At 45.6% G+C, this 16648-nt stretch carries 16 protein-coding genes; 1 reads left to right on the top strand and 15 read right to left on the bottom strand.

Annotated elements, in window-relative coordinates:
• Position 1: 1 nt before the first annotated feature.
• The 15 genes from pdxR to BMZ78_RS12745 all read right to left on the bottom strand — a co-directional run bounded on the left by pdxR (position 2) and on the right by BMZ78_RS12745 (position 15441).
• Positions 2-1453, bottom strand: a complete 1452-nt coding sequence (gene pdxR, locus BMZ78_RS12815; protein ID WP_093230833.1) for a MocR-like pyridoxine biosynthesis transcription factor PdxR — start codon at positions 1451-1453, stop codon at positions 2-4.
• A 323-nt stretch (positions 1454-1776) separates the two neighbouring features.
• The gene (locus tag BMZ78_RS12810; RefSeq protein ID WP_093230832.1) at positions 1777-2271 is read right to left on the bottom strand and encodes a hypothetical protein; all 495 of its coding nucleotides are present in this window, start codon (positions 2269-2271) and stop codon (positions 1777-1779) included.
• Between the two features lie 264 nt (positions 2272-2535).
• Positions 2536-3672 (bottom strand): prephenate dehydrogenase, encoded by a 1137-nt coding sequence (locus tag BMZ78_RS12805; protein ID WP_093230830.1) that lies wholly within the window; start codon positions 3670-3672, stop codon positions 2536-2538.
• A complete protein-coding gene (gene hisC / locus BMZ78_RS12800) occupies positions 3665-4765 on the bottom strand; it encodes a histidinol-phosphate transaminase (RefSeq protein ID WP_093230874.1) in 1101 nt (366 codons plus the stop codon). The genes BMZ78_RS12805 and hisC overlap by 8 nt, the downstream gene beginning before the upstream one ends.
• Positions 4766-4802: 37 nt before the next feature.
• Positions 4803-5600 carry a tryptophan synthase subunit alpha gene (trpA, locus tag BMZ78_RS12795; protein ID WP_093230829.1) on the bottom strand — a complete coding sequence of 266 codons (798 nt, stop codon included), beginning with the start codon at positions 5598-5600 and terminating at the stop codon, positions 4803-4805.
• Positions 5597-6787, bottom strand: coding sequence for a tryptophan synthase subunit beta (gene trpB / locus BMZ78_RS12790; protein WP_093230828.1), 1191 nt, complete (start codon positions 6785-6787; stop codon positions 5597-5599). Before trpB ends, trpA begins: the two co-directional genes overlap by 4 nt.
• The gene (locus BMZ78_RS12785; RefSeq protein ID WP_093230826.1) at positions 6768-7418 is read right to left on the bottom strand and encodes a phosphoribosylanthranilate isomerase; all 651 of its coding nucleotides are present in this window, start codon (positions 7416-7418) and stop codon (positions 6768-6770) included. The genes trpB and BMZ78_RS12785 overlap by 20 nt, the downstream gene beginning before the upstream one ends.
• Positions 7415-8191 carry an indole-3-glycerol phosphate synthase TrpC gene (gene trpC, locus BMZ78_RS12780; RefSeq protein ID WP_093230824.1) on the bottom strand — a complete coding sequence of 259 codons (777 nt, stop codon included), beginning with the start codon at positions 8189-8191 and terminating at the stop codon, positions 7415-7417. Before trpC ends, BMZ78_RS12785 begins: the two co-directional genes overlap by 4 nt.
• Complete coding sequence (gene trpD, locus BMZ78_RS12775) at positions 8178-9206, bottom strand: anthranilate phosphoribosyltransferase (RefSeq protein WP_093230823.1); 1029 nt, start codon at positions 9204-9206, stop codon at positions 8178-8180. The genes trpC and trpD overlap by 14 nt, the downstream gene beginning before the upstream one ends.
• Positions 9169-10725, bottom strand: coding sequence for an anthranilate synthase component I (trpE, locus tag BMZ78_RS12770; protein WP_245739854.1), 1557 nt, complete (start codon positions 10723-10725; stop codon positions 9169-9171). The genes trpD and trpE overlap by 38 nt, the downstream gene beginning before the upstream one ends.
• A 322-nt stretch (positions 10726-11047) precedes the next feature.
• The gene (aroH, locus tag BMZ78_RS12765; RefSeq protein WP_093230821.1) at positions 11048-11431 is read right to left on the bottom strand and encodes a chorismate mutase; all 384 of its coding nucleotides are present in this window, start codon (positions 11429-11431) and stop codon (positions 11048-11050) included.
• Positions 11432-11612: 181 nt separating this feature from the next.
• Positions 11613-12713, bottom strand: coding sequence for a 3-dehydroquinate synthase (aroB, locus tag BMZ78_RS12760; RefSeq protein WP_093230820.1), 1101 nt, complete (start codon positions 12711-12713; stop codon positions 11613-11615).
• A gap of 2 nt (positions 12714-12715) precedes the next feature.
• Positions 12716-13876: a chorismate synthase gene (gene aroC, locus BMZ78_RS12755; protein WP_093230818.1), complete on the bottom strand. Its 1161-nt coding sequence runs from the start codon at positions 13874-13876 to the stop codon at positions 12716-12718.
• A gap of 115 nt (positions 13877-13991) precedes the next feature.
• Positions 13992-14225: an AbrB/MazE/SpoVT family DNA-binding domain-containing protein gene (locus tag BMZ78_RS12750; protein ID WP_093230817.1), complete on the bottom strand. Its 234-nt coding sequence runs from the start codon at positions 14223-14225 to the stop codon at positions 13992-13994.
• A gap of 127 nt (positions 14226-14352) precedes the next feature.
• A complete protein-coding gene (locus BMZ78_RS12745) occupies positions 14353-15441 on the bottom strand; it encodes a HEAT repeat domain-containing protein (protein WP_175482461.1) in 1089 nt (362 codons plus the stop codon).
• 268 nt (positions 15442-15709) lie between these two features.
• On the opposite strand from BMZ78_RS12745, the gene BMZ78_RS12740 reads away from it, so the two are divergent.
• Positions 15710-16429 carry an NAD-dependent protein deacylase gene (locus tag BMZ78_RS12740; RefSeq protein ID WP_093230814.1) on the top strand — a complete coding sequence of 240 codons (720 nt, stop codon included), beginning with the start codon at positions 15710-15712 and terminating at the stop codon, positions 16427-16429.
• The last annotated feature ends 219 nt before the right edge of the window (positions 16430-16648 follow it).

Here is a 16648-nt window from a genome sequence, read left to right as displayed (position 1 = left end):
GTCAAACCTCCCTCATGCATTTTTTCACGGACTCGCCAATCAGCTTGATCCCTTTCACCATCTCCTCATCAGACACTCTGGAGAAGCCAAGCCGCAGGGTATGATGTCCTCCTTGATCCGTGAAAAAAATATCCCCTGGTGTAAACACGACACCTTTGGAATAACAGTCCTTGAGTACCTCTCTTGCATGGATGTTTTCCTCCAGTTCGATGAAGAGATGAAGACCGCCATCCCCTGTCATCCGTTTTAACGGAATAAATTCTTTACAACACCGAACGGCCAATTCGTATTTTCGCTTATACACGGATCTGGCTTTTTTCAGGTATTTCTCGAAGTTGCCATTGTGCAGGTATTGATAAAGTACAGCTTGATCCAGAGTGGATGTATGGATGGTGCGGGCTCTCTTGATGCTTTCCAGATAATCAATCAAATCTTTGTCAGCGAGAATCCATCCTACCCGAATGCCAGGAAAAAGAATTTTGGAAAAACTGCCGAGATAGATCACGCTGTTTCCTTTTCCGGCACATGCAATTAAAGGGGCTACATGGGATCCGGAATACCGTAATTCCTCGTTAAATCCATCTTCGATAATAGGAACTTGATACTTGGCGAAGAGATTCAAGACCGCCATTCTTTTTTCGGGGGACATGACTATGCCAGTCGGATTATGATAAGAAGGAATCAGATAGGCAAAACAAAACAGTTGCTCTGACAATGCTCGCCTTAATTTTTCAAGATGGATGCCATCTTGTTCCATCTCAATACCCACAGGTTCAAATCCATTTAGCCTAAGGATCTTCATTGCAGTATGATGGGTCGGATTCTCACAGATGACGCTGGCGTTTTCCCTGCTTAAGGCAGATACGATCATATCAAATCCTTCAGTAAATCCATTGGTAATCAAGATGTCTTTACCTGTCAGGTCAACCCCTTTGTTTTCCATATAACGCAGCAAATACTCCATCAATGGCTTGTAGCCTTTTGCATACCCATAGTTCAGGAGGATCTCACCCTCGATGGAAATCCGATCTAGAAAGGCCCGTTTGAAGTTGGACAGATCAAAAAGTTTTTCGTCTGGTGCGATGCTGGTGAAAGAGATCATGCCTTTTTCCCAGCGGATCCCGTGTTTCATCAAATCCATTTCTTCAGCCATTCGCGCTTTATCATTGATTTTTTGCCGCCAATCCAATCGATAAGATGAGGTGGTTACAATCTTGGACCGTGAAACAAAACTTCCTTTTCCTTTCACGGTATAGATAAGCCCTTCTTCCTCCAAATCCGCATATGCCGTAATGACCGTATTTCGGCTGACATGCAATAAAGTGCTCAGTTCACGTGTCGATGGGAGTTTTTGGTCCGCCTGCAGTATGCCTTTTGTAATCATCCGTTTGAGGTATTCCTTCACTTGGATATATACCGGTCGATCATCCACTGGTCTGAAATCCGTGAACATCTCATCGCCCCCAAGGGATATCTTTCCATAAAACGGGTCACAAAAAAAGAACCACAACAGGTGTTTTTGGCTCTACCTGTGGTTCTAAAAGGGTTTATATACACGCGATTGGTTTCCATCCATTCACTACTGTTTTAATATAACACCAAACTTTGCACAGTATTTCAGCCTGTTAACATCGTTACCGTTTTACATGCCGGTTTTTATATAATAAAAAAGCCGATCCTGGCTGATCTGCCTCCATTGACTCAAGTATCACTTTTCTGAAAGGATGATGCAGGGAAGTTTTCTTTCATGGTTGACAAAGTCTCCATTTTTAACCCCTAACTTCTCATCCTCTCTATTTCACTTCGTAACCAGTTCCCCCTTCGCCCTTTTTGATTTTCTAAAACCTGAATCGATCTCCCTATCTGAAAAAAGAGCAGGTAGAAGAATACGACCCACTGAAGCGAAAATGGGACCGGTTGCAGAGAGAAAAGGAAGATGAGATCCCCGCCCAGACGAAGCCAATGGATTTGAACACTTTCCAGATAAGGGTTCGGCAGATAAAAGAGCAAGTGAAACAGAAGGAAAAAGAAGATTGCTTCTGAATGGGATAAACGATACAGATATTTGGCCTGTGAGCCAAGTCCCAAATAAATGAAACAAGTCATAACGGCCATGATCAGCATCGTCCAAGTGAACATTTGACTGGACAGATCACCCGTTGGAAACCATATGGAAATAAAGAACGGAAAAATCCAGATCTTCAATAGGATCATGGCCATCAAGACAAAAAAAGCTTCTATTCCTAACCATATATACTCTCGTTTAAACATAGACAACCCCCTTAACAGAGGGTATGAATCGAGCGATAAAAAAAGAACCGTTCTGGCTCGAACGGTTCTCGATGGAAACGAACAGGAGTGGAGAGAAAGCATACTGTACCAATAATTATAATCGGGAAAGAGAAACATAGTCAATGGAATTTTCTAATTTCTCCCAAAAAAGAATCTGTGTCATGGACACTTCTGACGGCTGAAGCCAAGGGATTCCTGGAATTCAGAGATGTATCTTCACCCCGTCCCATGCCGGGATATTCTTTATTTAACAGATACCAGGTCTTTTTCTTCCTTTTCATCATTCGTAAACACAATATACCCTTTGCTACGCAAACACTGCACAGCACGCCGATAATCTTCTTCCTGACGGAAGGTCAGCTGCAATATTCCCGGAGCATCTTCTCTATTTTCCAAGACACCAATATTACTCAAGTTAATTTCTTCATTAGCCAGATGAGTAGCGATGTCGGCAATGACTCCCGGACGATCGGGTACATCCAGATAACAGGCATACGTACGGACAATGATTCCTTTCTTTCGGTCTGGCAGTTGATCCCGCAAACGCCGGGCCCGATCAAACAGATGCTCGATTTTCTCCGCATCTCTCCGAATAATCGCCAACTGAAACTCCTTCATCTGCTCAATCCAATCATCCATCAAGGGAACCAATTCCCGTACATTGCTGAGCAAAATATCTCGCCACATGATCGGATGACTGGAAGCGATCCTTGTCAGATCGCGAAATCCTCCAGCGGCAAGCCGATGAAACCATTCATTTTCTTCACTGTATTTCCCGACTTGATACACGAGACCAGAGGCAATGATATGGGGTAAATGGCTAATCGCTCCAACGACGCGATCATGTTCTTCTGCATCCATCAGCACCACTTGTGCCTTGGTGGCTTTTTCAATCAGCTGACGCAGTTGTTCGACCGATTCGTTGGGAGTATCGGGATCAGGAGTCAAGACATAGTACGCATTTTCAAAAAGAAGGGAATGTGCTGCCTTAAAACCGGATCGGTGTGATCCAGCCATCGGATGTCCACCAATAAAGGTGATCCCTTGTTGATTTAAAGCTCTGCCTTTTTGAACGATTTCCGCTTTTGTACTTCCCACATCACTGATCATGACATTCGGCTTCAGTGGCAGCTCTGTCAAACTGTGAATCGCTTGCTTGATTTTGTCCACAGGAAGGGCAATGAAAATATAATCGGCATCCTGTACAGCAGGAAGCAGTTTGGTATATCCTTCGTCAATCGCCCCAGCCGCTTTGGCAAAGGCCAGATCTTCCTCATAAAGGTCAAAGCCAATCACTCTTAGGCAGGTACGTTCCTTAAAACTGAGTGCCAAAGAACCTCCAATCAAACCAACGCCTAAAATTGCTACGGTTTCACACATTGCTTGCCAACCCTCGTTTGCTGATGATTAATTCTTCCAAAGCTTGGAGCAACTGGTCATTTTCTTCTTCTTTCCCTACAGTGATCCGAACATTCGTCGGGCCAAACCCCGTTCGCACGATCAAACCTTTTCTCAGCAAAAATTGAAATACTTCTTCTCCCGGGATTTTGGCATCAAAGAAAACGAAATTGCCATGCGCCGGGAAATATTCCAATCCTAACTCTTCCAATTTCCTGGTAATCTGATCAATACCCCGACGATTTTGCATTCGACAATATGTAATAAAGCTTTGATCTTCCAATGCCGCGATTGCCGCTTGCTGTGCCAGGCCATTGACATTGAAAGGTTCACGGACACGCTCCATTTCCCGTATGAGATCGGGATGGGTAATACCATAACCGATCCGAAAACTGGCAAGCCCGTAAATCTTGGAAAAGGTACGCAGGATCACAATCTGTGGATTATAATCCAGCAGGGAAATCGAATCAGGGTAAGAGGGATCCGTTACGTATTCATGGTAAGCTTCATCGAGAACAACCAACACATGTTCGGGTATCCGATCCAGAAAATCGCTTAATGCTTCATGACTGACGATCGTCCCGGTCGGATTATTGGGATTGCAAATCCAGACAATCCGGGTTTGGTCTGTGATCGCTGCAAGCATGGCTTCAAGGTCATGGGTTCCTTCTTTTAAAGGAACTTTTACCGGAGTTGCCCCTTCAATACGCACACCTGCCTCATAGCGGGAGAAAGTCAGATCAGCCATGACCGACTCCGAACCTGGTTCCAGAAAAGTACGACAGAGGATTTGAATCACCTCATCGGACCCATTTCCCAGAATCAGTCGCCGCTCGTCCACTTCCAAATGATCCGCCAGTTTTTCTTTCAGTTCTCTGGCGGATCCATCAGGATAAAAATGAAGCCGATTCTTCATCGTTTCCAAAGCTTCAAAAACACGAGAAGAACAACCATATGGATTTTCATTGGAAGCCAACTTGATGACTTGTGTCAATCCAAGTTCACGTTTAACTTCTTCTAGTGATTTTCCTGGTTGGTAAGGTTCCAATCCTTGTATGGATGCTTTTGCTTTCATGCTCCATTTTCCTCTCAGTTTTTTATCTTTTATCATACTATTTTCTTAGTTCTTTGACAAACGTTATGATTTCTTGCAGGGCAGATGGACGTGACGCTGGATGGACCAGCTTCTCGCTTCGTTCCTCGATCTTTTTGACCAGTGCACTTCCCACAATCACCGCATCTGCAAATTGTGAAAAGTAGTCGACATGTTCCCGTTTCGAAATGCCAAATCCAATCGCAATCGGAATCTTGCTTAATTCTTTCACTTCTTGCAAAAAAGTTTCCACCCGACGGTCAAAGGCCTGCCGGACACCCGTTGTGCCCAAAGAAGAAATGCAATACAAAAAACCTTGGGCATCATGGGCGATTTTCTTCATTCGCTGTTTGGAGGTAGGAGCGACAAAGCGAATCAAGGGAAGATGGTATTGTTTGCATTGTTGATTTAAAGTTTCACTTTCTTCATAGGGCAAATCCGGTACAATCAGTCCATCAAATCCAATCTCACTTGCTTCCTGTACGATTTTCTCCAATCCATACTGGAGTAACGGATTGAGATATGAAAATAAAATGAGCGGTGTTTTACATCCTTTTTGTCGTGCCATTTTTCCTACTTGCAACACATCATGACAGGTGACTCCCTGTCCGAGGGCTCGTTCACTCGCTGCCTGAATGACGGGGCCATCTGCCGTGGGATCTGAAAAAGGAACTCCGAGTTCAATCGCTGTTACCCCCACCTTTTCCAGCTCCAAAAGTAAATCGACGGTTGCTTCCAGGCAAGGATCGCCTGTCATGATAAAGGGAATCAGACGAGGGGGTTGATTGTGTTCAAAGGCCATTTGCAGTCGATTCATGATTGTTTCTCCTCCATATAAGATCGAATGGTTTCCACATCTTTATCGCCACGTCCGGACAGACAAACCAAAATCACTTCCTCTTTCGTTCGCTGGCTTGCCAATTTCAGTGCTTCCGCTATGGCATGAGCCGATTCCAATGCAGGCAGGATGCCTTCGTAACGACACAAGAGCGACACCGCTTCCAATGCCTCCTGGTCGGTGATGGCTGTATAGCGAACACGCTGACTGTCTTTTAGAAAAGCATGTTCAGGTCCTACCCCTGGATAATCCAAACCGGCGGAAATGGAATGAGCCGGCTTGATTTGTCCAAATGCATCCTGCAACAAATAAGTATAGGCACCGTGCAAAACACCCGGGCGACCTTTACTTAAGGTAGCAGCATGGTAAGGAGTATCCAACCCTTTCCCCCCTGCTTCCACTCCATGTAACCGGACTTGTTCATCTTCCAGAAAAGCGGCAAACATCCCCATCGCATTGCTGCCACCGCCCACACAAGCCACCACATCATCAGGGAGCCGCCCTTCTTTTTGCAAACATTGCTCCCTGGCTTCATCTCCGATTACCCGCTGAAAATACTTCACCATCTGTGGATAAGGATGCGGTCCGACCACAGAACCAATCAGATAAAAGGCTTCTTCCACTTGGGCCACCCATTGGCGCAAAGCTTCATTCGTGGCATCCTTGAGTGTCCGTGATCCTGAATGGACGGGAATCACCTCTGCTCCCAACAGTTCCATCCGAAACACGTTCAACTGTTGCCGTTTCACATCTTCTGCCCCCATATATACCTGGCACTCCATCCCCAATAAAGCGGCTACCGTCGCTGTCGCAACTCCATGTTGACCAGCTCCAGTTTCGGCGATCAGCTTCTTTTTACCCATTCGTTTCGCCAACAGGGCTTGTCCCAGTGTGTTATTGATCTTATGTGCCCCCGTATGATTCAGATCCTCCCGCTTCAGGTAAATCCTGGCCCCACCTGCATATTCTGTGAGCCGCTCAGCAAAAGTGAGGGGAGTCGGACGACCGGAATAATGAACATAAAGCTGCTTTAATTCTTTATGGAATTGCTCATCTTCCACTGCCTTATAAAAGGCCTGTTCCACTTCAAAGAGGGCATTCATCAATGTTTCCGCTACAAATCGTCCACCGTATTCGCCAAAGCGATCACGTGTGTATGGATTCATATTGTCTCACTCTTTCTACTAATGTTCTGATTTTGGCTTCATCCTTATATCCATTGGTTTCGATTCCGCTCGATACATCTATGCCATCCGGTTGCACCTGTTCCACCAGATCTCTTACATTCTCTGGCGTAATCCCACCCGCTACCCACAGAGGAATGTTTCGTTTTTGACATGCCTCTTGAAAAGCAGGAATCAAGTTCCAGTCATAGGTCGTTCCTGTCCCCCCGCGTGCATGATCCAATAAGGCGATATCGATGACCGATTGATAGGCTTCAATCTGTTCCTGGAAATTCTCCTCCGTAGGATGGAACGTTTTGATCACCTGTACCGAAAACCTCTTTTTGATCCAATGGCAAAAGAGTGGGGATTCGGTTCCATGCAACTGTATGGCATCAAAAGATGCAATTTGCAGCCATTTGGCTACTTCATGGAGGGTCGGATTCAGAAAAACTCCCACCGTCTTCGCCTCTTTCGGTGCCTCAGCGAGCAAACGGGGCAACTCCCTTTCATCGACCGTTCGCTTACGACCCGGCACCAAAATAAATCCCACTGCATCAACCGGTATTCCCTGGATTTTTCGGATATCCTCTGCCTTTCGAAAACCACACAACTTGATTTGAGTTGGTCTCATGTCAGCTCACCTATCATTTGCCGAACTGCTTCTTCTGGACGATTGTGGCGCATGAAATATTCTCCAATCAAAACTCCATCGACTCCGATTTGGGCAACTCGCTTGGCATCTTCAATCGACAAAATCCCACTTTCACTAATCACAGGAATAAATGCCTCGATCTGGGAGAAAATCTTCTCCGTATTTTCAATATCGACAGTAAAATCGGTCAAATTCCGATTATTGATCCCCAGCACATCCGGTTGGCAATCCAGTGCTCTTTCCAATTCCGATTCATCATAAACTTCTACAAGGACCTCCATGTTTAATTCATGTGCCAGCCGTGTAAGCGAGAGCAATTCTTCTCGCGTGAGAATGGTAGCAATCAGCAAGATCGCATCAGCACCCAAGAGCTTGCTTTCCAGCACTTGCCGCGGATCAATGATAAAATCTTTACGCAATACGGGAATATGGATCGCCTGTTTTGCTCTGACTAAATTTTCCCGATTGGCCCGAAAGAAGGAAGAGTCAGTCAAAACAGAAATCGCTGCCGCCCCTGCCTGTTCGTATCCTTTGGCAATGGTCACGGGATCCACTTCAGAACGAATGACTCCTTTGACTGGAGAGGCCGGTTTGATTTCCGCTATAATCGATAGCGTGGGTGATGCGGTAAGCGCTTCAGCCAACGATAGACCGGCAGGAAGTCGACGAGCTTGTTCCCAATCTTTTTCCGTATAGGATAACTGCCCTAACTCTTGCTTTTTCACTTCAACAATCCGATCAAGAATATGCATGTTTAACCTCCCACGATTGATGAATCACTTCATTCAGTTTCTGTTTGGCTTTCCCGCTATCAATCATATCGGCAGCCAGTTTCACTCCATCCTTTATATTTGAAGCAAGCCCTGCGACATACAGCACCGCTCCTGCATTGAAGAGAACAATATCGCGTGCTGCTCCTGGCACCCCATCCAATACAGCGTGAATCTGCTGGGCACTTTCTTTCGCATCTCGTGTATATATGGCAGGATGGGTCCGTGTGGTTAATTGAACGTCTTCAGGTGTCAACTCATAGGTTTGGATTTTTCCATCTTTGAGTTCACTGATCCGTGTAGGGCCAGCAATCGAAATCTCGTCCAAACCGTCAAGTCCTGCCACAACCAATACCCGTTCGCTTCCAAGTTCTGCTAACACGTTCGCCACAGTTTCTGTTAAAGATGCATCATAAACCCCAACCAACTGCACCTTTACCTGAAACGGATTCACCAGCGGCCCCAGCAAATTAAAGCAAGTCCGAAATCCCAGTTCTTTCCGTGTCGGCATCACATGTCGCATCGATTCATGGAACAAAGGGGCAAACAAAAAGCAAAAGCCGGTTTCAGACAATAAATCATAGGCCTCTTCCGTTGACAAATAAATATTGACGCCCAACTGTTCCAACACATCAGCGCTGCCACTTTTACTGGAAACCGAGCGATTTCCATGTTTGGCTACAGAAGCCCCTGCGGCAGAAGCGACTAAAGCTGCAGCAGTGGAAATATTAAAGGTATACTTGCCATCACCGCCTGTTCCACATGTATCCACCGTGTTTGAATGCATAGGTGGAAGTGTGCGGGCATGGGCACGCATCCCCTCTGCAAATCCGACTAACTCCTCCACCGTCTCTCCCTTCATCTTGAGTGCAGTCAATAAAGCTGCCACTTGTGCCGGTGTCATGTCCCCTTTCATCATCAGATTCATGAAAGTGAATGCCTCATTTCGCGATAAGTCTTTACCTTCCAATACTTTCAACAATTTGTCCTGAATCATGCTGTTCACTCCCCATTTGTTCCATTTGCCTTGCCATTTCCAAAGCTTTCATCATCGCTTTCGCCTTATTGACAGACTCCATATATTCATTTTCAGGTAACGAGTCGGCGACAATTCCTCCACCTGCTTGCACATAGGCACGCCCGTTCCGAAAATAAATGGTCCGAATCGCAATACAGGTATCCACATTCCCATCGAAACTGAAATAGCCGATCGCTCCTGCATAAACCCCCCGTGGTTCTGGTTCCAGCTCTGCAATGATTTCCATCGCCCGAATTTTGGGTGCACCTGACACCGTTCCAGCCGGAAAACAGGCTCGTACCGCATCCAGTGGGCTACATTCCGGTTTCAGCTCCCCGATCACATGGGAAACCAAATGCATGATATGGGAATATTTCTCGATGATCATTTGCTCCGTGACACGTACCGTTCCATAGCGAGCTACCCGCCCAACATCATTTCGTCCCAAATCAACCAGCATCACATGCTCGGCGATCTCTTTTTCATCCTGGAGCAGGTCCTTGATCAGCGCTTCATCTTCCTGCGGATTTTTCCCCCGCGGGCGTGAGCCGGCAATTGGACGGGTATGTACCATCCGATCATTCACTTGAACCAAAAGCTCAGGTGACGTACCCACAATCGTTTCATCCTGCAATTTTAAATAGTACATATAAGGGGACGGATTAAGCTGCCGCAAGATCCGATACACCGTCATCGGGGATGGAGCCTGCTCCCATGTCCAGCGCTGCGAAAGTACAACCTGAAAAATATCCCCGCAAGCAATGTGATTTTGTGCCTGTTTGACCATCTCGATATATCTTTCCTTGGTCACATTGGAACGTGTACCGTTCGCCTTAAGATCTGGATTCACAGAAGGTTGCAGGATTGAAAGTTGATAGGTCGCTTTCTTTAACTCTTGATACCAGCTTTCCAATTCATGAATGGTTTGCTGATATTGTGCTTTCAACGCTTGTTCACTCTGATCATGAATGGAGATATTTTTGACCAGAATAATATGCCGTTTCAGATGGTCATAAATCAGTAGACGATCATAAAACATCAAGTGAATATCATAGGCTCCCGTCCCTTCTCCTTTTAATGGCGAAGTAGCCAACACCGGTTCAAAATAACGAATCGCCTCGTAGCTGATATAACCAACGGCTCCGCCCAAAAAAGGAGGGTAATCGGCATAGCGGGGTGTACGAACAGAACTTAAACACCACTGTAAAGCATCAAGTGGGTCTTTTGCCTGTAGTGACAAACGGGTCTTGCCATCCATCACGGTATACCTTCCATCTTTTCCAATTAAAATGCGGAAGGGATCTGTCCCCATAAAAGAATAACGGGCAAACTTCTGTTCACCTTCAACGCTTTCAAACAAAAAGGAATAGGGGGCTTGCGGAAAACGGTGGAATAGGGAAATGGGTGTTTCCGTATCGTCGACAATCGTTTTGCAAATGGGAATCATGGAAAAATCTTGCTTTAGCCTGATCACTTCTTCATATGTGGGATAAATCAATCCATTTTCCTCCTTCGAATCGGGGAGGAGAACGGAAAAGAGGAACAAAGAGGAAAAGACAAGAGGAAAAATCTAATCAAAAAAGCCGAAGCATGTGGTCAGCTTCGGCTTGGGTGTTCAACAATCAGCCTCCACTCTGCTCCTCTCTGCTCGATCCATTCTCAACTCCGCTCAGCTCAAACAGCGTCCATATTTCCTTATCTTGACAAACAGCCAAACATTTTCCTAGAATCCACGATCTCTATGAAATGGCTAACCTGATCTTCCCTTGACTCACACTCAACTCGTCTCCTATTTATTAATGAATTTACCGAATTTACTTCTATTTGTCAATGACATTTTTCTCAGCCAAATCAGGACGAAGCGAAATGGCCTCATTGAGATACACGTGTCGAATTTCCTGTGGCGATTTATCCGTATTCACCAAAATCATCAAGCGAATACAACGTGGCAGACTGCCAGGAACATCCAATTCACACGCCCCAATAATGGGGACCAACTCCCAGTTTGGAAGGGTCCGAATCGCAGAAGCTGGATATGCTGCATTCAGGTCGGGTGTGGAAGTAATCGTAATACTCGCAATCTCATCAGGCTTCAGATCATTTTCCTGGACAATGGCAAAAATGAGCTCTCTGACCGCTGAACGAATTTCCTCTGGCTCATTTCGTGGAACAGTTGTCGCTCCACGAATTCCTCTCACTCCCATAGTGTTCCTCCTCACCTCTGGCTGCTAGCCATTGATGTGCTTTTCTCTATCGATCTTTTTGCGTGAACACTTCTATTTTTACACCCCTATGACTTTGCAAGAAAAACCATCTTCAGTCTGTTGACAAAGTTTCCGTTATATGGCGTTTTTGTCAACAGTCTCGATTTCTCGGCCTATTCTGTCAACAATCCTTCCGCAATTCCTGTAACGCAGCACGAATCTCTTCTTCTGCAATACCACGAACCACTTCCACCTGACCGATTTTCCTGGTCAAGACAAAAGCATACTCATCGTTTCGTACTTTTTTATCCCGTTTCATCGCCAAAAGCAATCGATCTTCCGGAAAACGTTCTCCATCATATTGAGTGGGAAGCTGGAAGGCTTCGAGCAGCTCTTTTGTCTTCCTGACCACAGATTCATCGGTTCCCAAAACCTTTGCACTAAGCCTGGCCGCCCCTACCATCCCAATCGCAATCGCTTCCCCATGGGTATAGTGAATATAGCCGGAAACCGCCTCAAGGGCGTGCCCGATCGTATGACCATAATTTAAAATGGCACGTAAACCGGATTCTCTCTCGTCTTGCGAGACAATCGCCACTTTCACCTCACATCCACGATAGATCGCTTCAATCATTTTTTCCGGGCGAAGAGCTAGCAACTCCGCACTATTTTTCTCTAACCACTGAACAAAATCAGCATCCCAAATCAAACCATGCTTGATCACTTCAGCAAAGCCTGAAATCAGTTCGCGTGTTGGGAGTGTCTTTAATGTATCGACATCATACAGAACCATGGCGGGTTGATGAAATGCCCCGATCACATTTTTACCCAAAGCGTGGTTGACGCCGACCTTACCACCTACACTGCTATCGTGTGCCAAAAGCGTTGTCGGAATCTGAACAAAGGGAATCCCTCGCATATAAGCCGCTGCCACGAAGCCAGCCAGGTCTCCAACCACACCACCACCAAGGGCCAAGATGACACTTTGCCGATCGAGTCCAAAGCGAAGGCACTCCCCTATTAAATATTCAAATTGCTGCAGATTCTTGCTTGACTCTCCTGCTGGAACAACAGCCATATCTACCTGATACCCCTGTTGTTTCAAGGAAGCAAGTATCCTTTCACCATATAGCGGAGCTACTTGCGTATCTGAAATCACCATCAGTTTCCGGTCAGGGACAATTCCCACTTCATCCAAATAAACGGGTAGCTGTGAAAGCAGTCCGGCCCCAATATAAATGGGATAAGTACAATGATCCAATGAAACGGTTAATTTTCGCATACTCAAAACCTCAACGTCCGTTCCCGATATTTGGCTACCTGTTCAACCAGTTCATCCACTGTATCGGCCGGAAACTTTTCCATGAGCGCTCGGGCGATTTCCCAGGCCACCACATTTTCAGCTACCACACTTGCTGCAGGCACTGCACAACTGTCAGAACGTTCAATACTTGCTTCAAACGGTTCCTTTGTATCAATATCCACACTTTTGAGCGGTTTATATAATGTAGGAATCGGCTTCATCACTCCACGTACCACAATGGGTTCACCCGTGGTCATGCCGCCTTCAAAGCCTCCCAACCGGTTGGTCGCCCGATAAAATCCCCGTTCCTCTGACCACATAATCTCGTCGTGCACTTCTGAACCTTTTCGCTCCGCTGCTTCAAAGCCAATCCCAAACTCAACCCCCTTGAAGGCATTAATGCTCACAATGGCTTGAGCGATGCGGGCATCCAGTTTCCGATCCCAATGTACATGGCTGCCCAGGCCAATCGGTACACCTTCCACAATCACTTCCACGATTCCACCTAAAGAATCGCCCTCTTTTTTGGCTTGATCAATCAGCTCCATCATACGGACTTCCGCCTCGGGATCGAGACAGCGAACAGGAGATGCTTCAGAGCGTTCGATGATTTCTGCAAAAGGCAATTCCACCCGTTTCGCTTCAACCTGGCCAATCCGTACCACATGCCCAGCCACTTGAATCCCGCATTGTTCCAAAATGAGCCGTGCAACCGCTCCAGCCGCTACACGTGCAGCTGTCTCACGCGCACTCGAACGTTCCAGAACATCGCGCATATCCCGATGTCCATATTTGATCGCCCCATTGAGATCAGCGTGTCCGGGTCTCGGACGGGAAATCCGCCGTTTCTCCGCTTCTTCCCAGGCTGAATATGGATCCATGATCTTCCGCCAATGGGTCCAGTCTTTGTTTTCTATTACAAGGGTTACAGGCGCCCCCGTCGTCTTGCCAAAACGCACTCCGGATAAAATCTGGACCTGATCCGATTCGATCTGCATCCGGCGACCGCGTCCATACCCTTTTTGCCGACGCTGCAGTTGCCAATCGATTTTTTCTTTCGCAAAAGGAAGTTGACTTGGCAGTCCTTCAATAATGACGGTTAATTGCGGTCCATGTGATTCTCCTGCAGTTAAGTATCTCATCTACGTCTCGACTCTCCTCTAAATCAATTTATGATTCTGTGAATGATAGAAAATTTGTTAGTTATCATACCATATAATTTAGGATTGTGAAGTGGTGAATTGCAATTTTATGGCTTCACCACGATTCACTCCCGACAGAGCCACCGGTGTCTATTTCTCCGTGCAAGTTTTCAGGGGTGATTCGAGATAATAGCGATTCTAAACCATTTTTCTTTTTTCGAATGATGATCGCATCCCCTTTGATCTGAAAATCCACTTCTTCCCCTTCTTTTAGCCTGATTTTTTCCGCCAAATGTTTGGGAATGCGTATTTCTAGGCCATTTTCCCATTTCTGAACGATAGGAGCCATGAAAAAACCTCCCTAGCAATGTATCCACTATGTTTATACATATTACATCCATAAGTAATATTTTCTGTCCACCATACTCAAAACTCCGGTTCCCTAGCATAAGGAACCGGAGTTCTTGCAACCTTCATCATCCCGCCAGATAATCCATTAATTCCTCCCGTTTTTTGAAAGAAGGCAAACCATATTCTTTTAACGACAACGTAGTACCTGCATATTTCCAAATCGGTTCACATTCAGCAATGGCCTGCAAAACCAACCTTTGTTCCTTCGTTAAATCATTTACGGCAAGTTTCGCCTCCTGCTTCGTAAAAACAATATGTAATAATACTTCGAAATAGAGCAATTCCCCTGAATCGCTATTTCTAAAAGCTTCAACCAAATCGGGGATATATGGAAGGACCTCGGTTCTAGGCAAGTATTTAAGAGAATCTAAAATGGCTCCCCAGCTAGAATAATAATAATTCCAAGGAAGTTGACTAAACAAATCAATGATAGGATCATCCGGTTTTTTTAATGTATGAACCAACAGTTGGATTGCCTCGTTATATCTGGGATCAATTTGTAAAATCGCCAATGCGGATACGAGGGCGAGAAGAGAATATTTTTCCTGGATATATGCTTTCGTCATTGCGAGTGTTTGAGAATGCTGATCTCCCAAATCACCCAGACTTAACAGTACACTTGCTTTCACCATGTGATCCTGTTCGTTTTGTAACAGAGAACGTAATCGTTGTAAAACTTCTTCAGTTTGCTCCCCAATCTCCCCCAACAAAAATGCTGCTGAACTTCGTATCTTTGGATCCGCATGATTTAACAGCTTCACATAAACAGGAATACCCTTGCGAACGGCCTGGCGTGATTCCTTAACCCAATCTACCTTATCGTTAATCTGAAAGGCTTCATCATACTTTTCATCAATATCAAACTGTTCAAAATAGGTAAGACCGTTGGCCAAGTAAAAGAGATAGTTAAGGATTAGATGCCGATCGGGAACAGATTCATACTCCAATAGCTCAATGAAAAATGGAACGGCACGCGCCGCAGCTTCACAAACCGTCCCTTGGTGCCAAATGTTGCTGTACAGTGCTCCCCAGGCGTTTTGACGAACCTTTTCATCTAAGGAAGTTAAATCCCGAATTAATCCGGGAACATCTTCGGCCGATCCATATGCATGGACCAAACTTTTCCAATTGATCTGATCCAATGTTTCCAGCATGCTCATCCCTCATTTCGTATCATGCAGAATTTTTTATCGAATAATGCAACATCCTCAGTGTTCAGTTTCATTATAAAAAAGTGGTAGAATCAAATACAGAGATTTGGCCGAAACGGAAGAGAAACCAATCAATGAAAACTTGGATCTGGAACTCCTGATTTGTAATGGATGGAAAAGATGGCACTTGCTATTTGGTGATATTACCTTCATTTGGAGATTGTACCATCCCGGTTTTCCGCTCCAAACTTCAACTTAAATGGTGATGCTGATGAAAGAGATTGTCGATTTGATCCTCCAATCCAAATATTTTGTTGCACTCACAGGCGCAGGGATGTCCACAGAAAGTGGATTGCCTGATTTCAGATCCCACGGCGGTTTGTGGTATGGAAAAAATCCCTATGAGATCGCAAGTCCAAAAGCGATCGGGACGAGTGAATTTATTGCATTCTATCGAAACAGGATCGAAGACCTCCAGCAATACCGGCCAAACATCGGGCATCAAATTCTGGCCAAATGGGAAAAGGCAGGGTATCTCAAGGCGATTCTGACACAAAATATCGACGGATTTCACCAACAGGCTGGAAGCCAGCATGTGATCGAAGTGCATGGTCACTTGAGACACCTGATCTGTACGGAATGCCAGAGAGCTTACCCAGCCGACTCCTATCGGAAAGGAATCGAAAAATGTATGGAAGAGAGATGCAATGGTAACCTCCGCCCTCCCATCGTGTTATTTGGTGAAGAGTTAAATCCTGATTCCTGGTCTTCTGCCGTACAGGAGGTGGAGAAAGCAGATGCCATACTTGTTCTGGGCACATCGCTGACGGTTTATCCCTTTGCCGGATTGGTCGAACTTGCAAAAGAAACAGGAGCCAGGATCGCCATTATCAATAAAACGGAAACGGAATTGGATCACCTGGCTGATATCATTGTCCATGACAGCATTGGAAAAGTCTTGGGAGAGGTGGATCAAGCCTTGTCGGGATGACAGGGGATGACCTTTTGGCTGAAAAAACAAATAAAGGGGCTATTCGTTTGGTTAGGTGGCCAGTTTGGCCGCCTTTACCCCCTGAATGATCCGCCGCCAGATGGACTTGGAATGTTGAGCTTATGCCCTCCAGAAATGAATTTTTATCAAAACTAGCTGAAAAAATCCATTGATCATCATTCATTAAAAGGATTTAACCGTGTAAACGGAGGTATTCTG

The sequence above is a fragment of the Thermoflavimicrobium dichotomicum genome, from assembly GCF_900114055.1.
In the GTDB taxonomy this organism is placed as follows: Bacteria; Bacillota; Bacilli; order Thermoactinomycetales; family Thermoactinomycetaceae; genus Thermoflavimicrobium; species Thermoflavimicrobium dichotomicum.
The sequence above is the reverse complement of the archived record's forward strand: the minus strand, read 5'-3'. Positions and strand labels throughout refer to the sequence as shown.